At 39.4% G+C, this 4,881-nt stretch carries 6 protein-coding genes; 5 read left to right on the top strand and 1 reads right to left on the bottom strand.

Annotated features, from left to right (window positions below; genetic code table 11):
- Positions 1-1,287 precede the first annotated feature (1,287 nt).
- Complete coding sequence (locus L4C39_RS19880) at positions 1,288-1,470, bottom strand: hypothetical protein (protein WP_429747710.1); 183 nt, start codon at positions 1,468-1,470, stop codon at positions 1,288-1,290.
- A gap of 137 nt (positions 1,471-1,607) precedes the next feature.
- Between L4C39_RS19880 and L4C39_RS19875 the strand changes: the two genes are divergently transcribed.
- The 5 genes from L4C39_RS19875 to L4C39_RS19855 all read left to right on the top strand — a co-directional run bounded on the left by L4C39_RS19875 (position 1,608) and on the right by L4C39_RS19855 (position 4,340).
- On the top strand, positions 1,608-1,799 hold the full coding sequence (locus tag L4C39_RS19875) for a hypothetical protein (protein WP_429747708.1): 192 nt from the start codon (positions 1,608-1,610) through the stop codon (positions 1,797-1,799).
- The gene (locus tag L4C39_RS19870) at positions 1,796-3,079 is read left to right on the top strand and encodes a replication initiation factor domain-containing protein (protein WP_429747706.1); all 1,284 of its coding nucleotides are present in this window, start codon (positions 1,796-1,798) and stop codon (positions 3,077-3,079) included. The genes L4C39_RS19875 and L4C39_RS19870 overlap by 4 nt, the downstream gene beginning before the upstream one ends.
- Before the next feature lie 5 nt (positions 3,080-3,084).
- The gene (locus tag L4C39_RS19865; protein ID WP_429747704.1) at positions 3,085-3,432 is read left to right on the top strand and encodes a DUF1293 family protein; all 348 of its coding nucleotides are present in this window, start codon (positions 3,085-3,087) and stop codon (positions 3,430-3,432) included.
- Between the two features lie 76 nt (positions 3,433-3,508).
- Positions 3,509-3,730: a hypothetical protein gene (locus tag L4C39_RS19860; protein ID WP_429747702.1), complete on the top strand. Its 222-nt coding sequence runs from the start codon at positions 3,509-3,511 to the stop codon at positions 3,728-3,730.
- On the top strand, positions 3,714-4,340 hold the full coding sequence (locus L4C39_RS19855; RefSeq protein ID WP_429747700.1) for a DNA-binding protein: 627 nt from the start codon (positions 3,714-3,716) through the stop codon (positions 4,338-4,340). The genes L4C39_RS19860 and L4C39_RS19855 overlap by 17 nt, the downstream gene beginning before the upstream one ends.
- Positions 4,341-4,881 lie beyond the last annotated feature (541 nt).

Genomic DNA, 4,881 nt, shown 5'->3' with positions numbered 1-4,881 from the left:
GTGCGTATTATGTATCTAGATTTATGTTGAGCGGTTTGCTGCAAGCCTGAGTGCATCAAAGGGTGGGCGAGAGAACTGCTCATTGTCGGAACTTGTTTCGTACATGCGAAGAACGAGAATCGCTTTTAAAATGAAGCCCGTAACATAAATTGTATAATGCGCATTAAGCTTGCGATTTATCTTCCATTAGATTGCTGTAAACACGTTGACAATATGCCAGTATTTTTACTAATATCAGTCTTAATGATATGGACCATTAAGGACCATAGTCATATGGGAGCACTAACTCCCATATTCATTGTCTATTTAAACCATCATAAATTGTATAACGCTTTTGTCAGTTAACATTGGTACTAGAAGAATCCAGTTTATGTTTGTAAGTAAAAACCAGAGAATTTTGACTGATAGCCCAACCGCTACAGCTTTTAAAAATTTCTTCATTTGCAATTCCTTTTTGGTTGCAATTGATACAAGTGGCATTAGATAGTTTGGCGACGCTCTAATTAACCACTACTTAATATTGGCCATCCTACGAAGTAGGTGTGGCCTTTTTAGCTTGTGTGACATTTTTTGTTCGGTTTTATAATCTCTCTTTTTCTCCTGTTCTAGCAAACATTTTGTTGCGATTTTCATTCGTCTGCTCAACTCTTAAGCATATTAGCTGATACCTTCTCTATAAGGTGGTGGTTTATCCAGTGATGTTCACATTGTAATTGCTTTTCAGGAGCTTGCAAATTTGACGCACACTTTCAGTTTTTGGTCTCAGACCAAAAATACTTTCTATACTCTGCTTCCTTTTAAGTATGTGTTCCTCCCTATTAGGTGGTGGTTTTTCAAACCCGACAGTGTCGCTTATTACTGATAAATTCTCGAATAATGATGATTGAGGACAGCGAAGACTGAGCGGGACGAAAGAAGAAGCGGGAGAGAATTAGAGAGAAGCAAGCGGGGAGAAAGCGGAGCGCCACGTTGCTCTCTCGATATGTTGAATTGTTATTTAGGTGTTACAAAATGAGTTGGGGTTACTGTTACACCCCAACTAACTCCGGAATTCCGGAGTATTTCGTTTATGGTATTTTTTCTTTCTGAGCTTCTGATTACATCAGGTGTTCTCTATAGGCGCAGCCTATGGGGGATACGTGATGTAGTTTGATGCGGATTTGGTTGAAACCCCCGTCTTGTACTACGGGGGTACTTTCCACCTAACTATCAGCCTTCACCGCTTTTTTCTCTTGATTTTGCTTTAGTTAAGCTCCCTCCATTTCCATTTCCATTCCGTTAGCGTTCTTAGTCTGTTTTTTTATGGATCATGTCGTTCTTAGCTTCATTTAGGTACTTGTCGAATAGGAAGTTGGCAACGTCTGTCCATCTCACTGATTCTTTTGTTTCGTAACTTACGTCAATTGCAACTCTTTCAAGTTTCATCTTGGTTGCTTCACTAACTCTTAGTGATGTGTATTTCTTGGTCATATGAATACCGATTCGTGATGTTATCCATGTATTTTAGTATGCAAACATACCTTTACTCTCTGAATGCTTGCATACATGTATGGTTTGTGTGTATCTTTCTATTAAAATAACATTGTATGCATGTACGCAGGGTTTTTATGGAAAAGATTTATTACGACATTTTGCCTGATTACTCTGTCTCCGTTTACGTTTACGGTGATTGGGATTTGTTCAAGTCTTTCCATAACTTGGTTAGTTGGTGTGATTCTGAATTCGTTAAATACGAGCTTGTTGATATTACCGATACTACTTATCAGGAGCGCATTTCTATCATGGGGGTTCAATTATGAATCGTGCTTGTATGGATTGCGGTGAAGTCTATGAAGAGGTGCTGAGTGTTTGCTGTCCCGTTTGTGGCTCTGGTGTTCTGAATCAAATTTGTGTTGATGGGCATGACGTTTTTAAACGTAAGCATCCTTATAAAGTCGCACCTAAACATATTTATCGACCTAAGAAAGCAGGGCTTAAGCCTGAGTTTGTTCAACACTCATCTGAGGAATTTACTTTCATCGAGGACTACGAACAATCACCTGTGATTGTTGATTACCTTAGCTTTACGGTGAAACTGTCTGATTTTCGTTTCTGCAAAAAAGATGCGCCTTACTCTGGTATCCATTTTCCTGATGAGCCTGTTTTTTCCTCCCATACAGCAAAGACGTTTAAAGATGTCGAGGCTTACAATCATTATTTCGAGTCTGTTTACACTGAGTATCTTGAGGAAACGTTAAGACGTTTTATTCAATATGTTTTGGGTTTCAGTTATGGCTCTGTGCGTGGTAAAGGGTTCCAGTTCTATGAGGATTCGTTCGTCCTCACTTCTGATTCAGGGGATGACTATTGCGGTCAAGTGGGGATTGGAGGGAATAGGGATACTGTTCATTTTCAAATACCAGCACATGGTTGTAAGTATCTTTTTTCTAGTCGTTCGTGCCATTTTTTGCACCATTGGCTTTCTACCGTTCTTTGTGTCAAAGATTTAGCTCGTATCGATTTGGCTTTTGATGACTATGACAATGTTCATACCTGTGAGGCTGCTGAGCGAGCTGCGTTACTTGGTGGTTTTAAGCGTTCTCGTGGCTTTAGTCCAAAAGTGAAGATTGGTGATGAATATCAGTATGATTCTGATGGTAATAAGGTTTTTAGTCGTGAAGAGCGAGACATTGGCTCTCGTCAATCGCTTGTTTACTGGCGTATTTATAACAAGAAATTAGAACGCAATATTAAGGTTGATAACTTCTCTTGGTATCGCTCTGAGGTTGAACTTAAGAAGTACACCACTGACGTTCTCTTAAACCCTGTTGGGCATTTCATTGGTTTAAATGAATATGCCGCTTCAATTGTTCCTACCGATATTAAACCTGTTGTTAATAAAACTAAGGGGCGTAAGCGTGTCGCTTGTGATGTGCTTTCGGCTTCGTTCTGGGCTAAACGTCAGTATGGTCGTTTGGTGAACTCTTTACTTGAACTTTATCAGGGGGATTTTGAAAAAGTTGTTACCTCGTTGCTTAGGGATGATTCCGTTCTGGCTTATCCGTCTATGCATCAAAAATTGATTAATTCTTTGGAGTAATTTGTATGTCTGCTCGTATTTTTGTATTGGGTGTTGATTTTGTTTGGACTGCTTTTGGTGGCGAACAGGCTCATTTAAATATCTCACGTCCACTTCGTAATGTTGATACTGAGAACTATAAACGTCGCACTTTTGGTGAGTCTGGTGATGTGAATCAGAAGTATGACCAACCGCTTATGATTGACCGCGCTTATGCTGAAAAGTTAGAGAAAACGGGCGCTCTTGTTCCTCGTCGTGAGTATGAAGTGGAGCTTGGTTTGAATTTAAGTGATCCCTTAGCGGGCGCTATTGTGAATAAGCTGATTCCTGTCGATGATGAAATCAAAAAGCATTTTGAAGCATCAATGAAGTAGGTGGACTTTGTATTAATTTTTGCTCGGTTTTTTAATTTTATGGAAAGATTGGGCTTTTATTTTAAGAGATTGCGTTATGGCTAGAGCTTTTTTATTTGAATCTGAACATACAGATAAGGCGCTTACTGATTTTCAGATACTTCAGTTGACACTACCTACATATAAGACAGTTTTTGTTGGTCAGGGGGATAATACACATTTGCTGGTTTATTTAAATCGAGACCATGATTTACCATTTGTTCGTGTTCCTTGTGAAGTCTTACTTGCTGCGGTTAAAGCTTATGAAAGCACCCAATAGTTCTTTTGATGAGATTCATTTCTATACGTTGGATGAGCGTATAGAACGTGGAAAAAAGGGCTGTTTGGTCTCTGGCAGTAAGCCTTATAGCGATTTGGAGAATCAATTCTTGATTGATAACTTTAGTCGTCTTACTCAAGTTCAAATTGCTAAGCATATTGGTCGCAGGGTATGTTCGGTTAACAATCGAGTAAAGGCTCTCTTTAAGCTTGGTTTGCTAAAGGATAACCGCACTTGGCTTCGTGTTCCTTTTTCTAAGGAAGAGGATGACTTTATTATTGAGAATCGCGGGATTCTTTCCGTTCCTCAAGTTGCAAAGGTTTTAGGTCGTCCTGAAAGTTCGGTTCAGTATAGAGCTTCTAGGCTTAATGTTTCTTATCGTAAAATTTCTAATGAATCACCTGTGGCAAAGCTTTCATCTGAAGATGTGGAGTTAATACGTGAGCTGGTTGACTTGGGTTTAACTCATTCTGAGGTGGCGGATAAGTTTGATGTTGTTCGATCTCATGTGACTGATATTGTAAATTTTAATAGGCGGCTTTATAAGGATTTTCCTGATTATTTTGGTTGCCAGGCTAGACAGGTATCTGCCATCGATGGCCAGGACTAAATTGTTATTTATGGTTTTACCCCGTAGGGACAGAATAAGCGTAGCGAGTCTTTTGATCTAATACTCAAGTTTAGTGCTCCAGCTAATTCAATTAGAATTGGCTGATATTTGTAAAATCTTCCTTCCTGCTAGAATATCCCTTGCAGAGCCTCACAATACTAGTGGGGCTTTTTGCTACTGCAACCTTGATAACTTTCAACGTTAAGCTCTGCGAGTGCCGAGCAAGCTTACCTTTATGCTTAGTGCGTATTATGTATCTAGATTTATGTTGAGCGGTTTGCTGCAAGCCTGAGTGCATCAAAGGGTGGGCGAGAGAACTGCTCATTGTCGGAACTTGTTTCGTACATGCGAAGAACGAGAATCGCTTTTAAAATGAAGCCCGTAACATAAATTGTATAATGCGCATTAAGCTTGCGATTTATCTTCCATTAGATTGCTGTAAACACGTTGACAATATGCCAGTATTTTTACTAATATCAGTCTTAATGATATGGACCATTAAGGACCATAGTCATATGGGAGCACTAACTCCCATATTCAT

This window comes from Vibrio clamense, from assembly GCF_050337905.1.
GTDB lineage: Bacteria > Pseudomonadota > Gammaproteobacteria > Enterobacterales > Vibrionaceae > Vibrio > Vibrio cortegadensis.
Note: the sequence above shows the minus strand (reverse complement) of the source record. Positions and strands in the feature narration are given on the sequence as shown.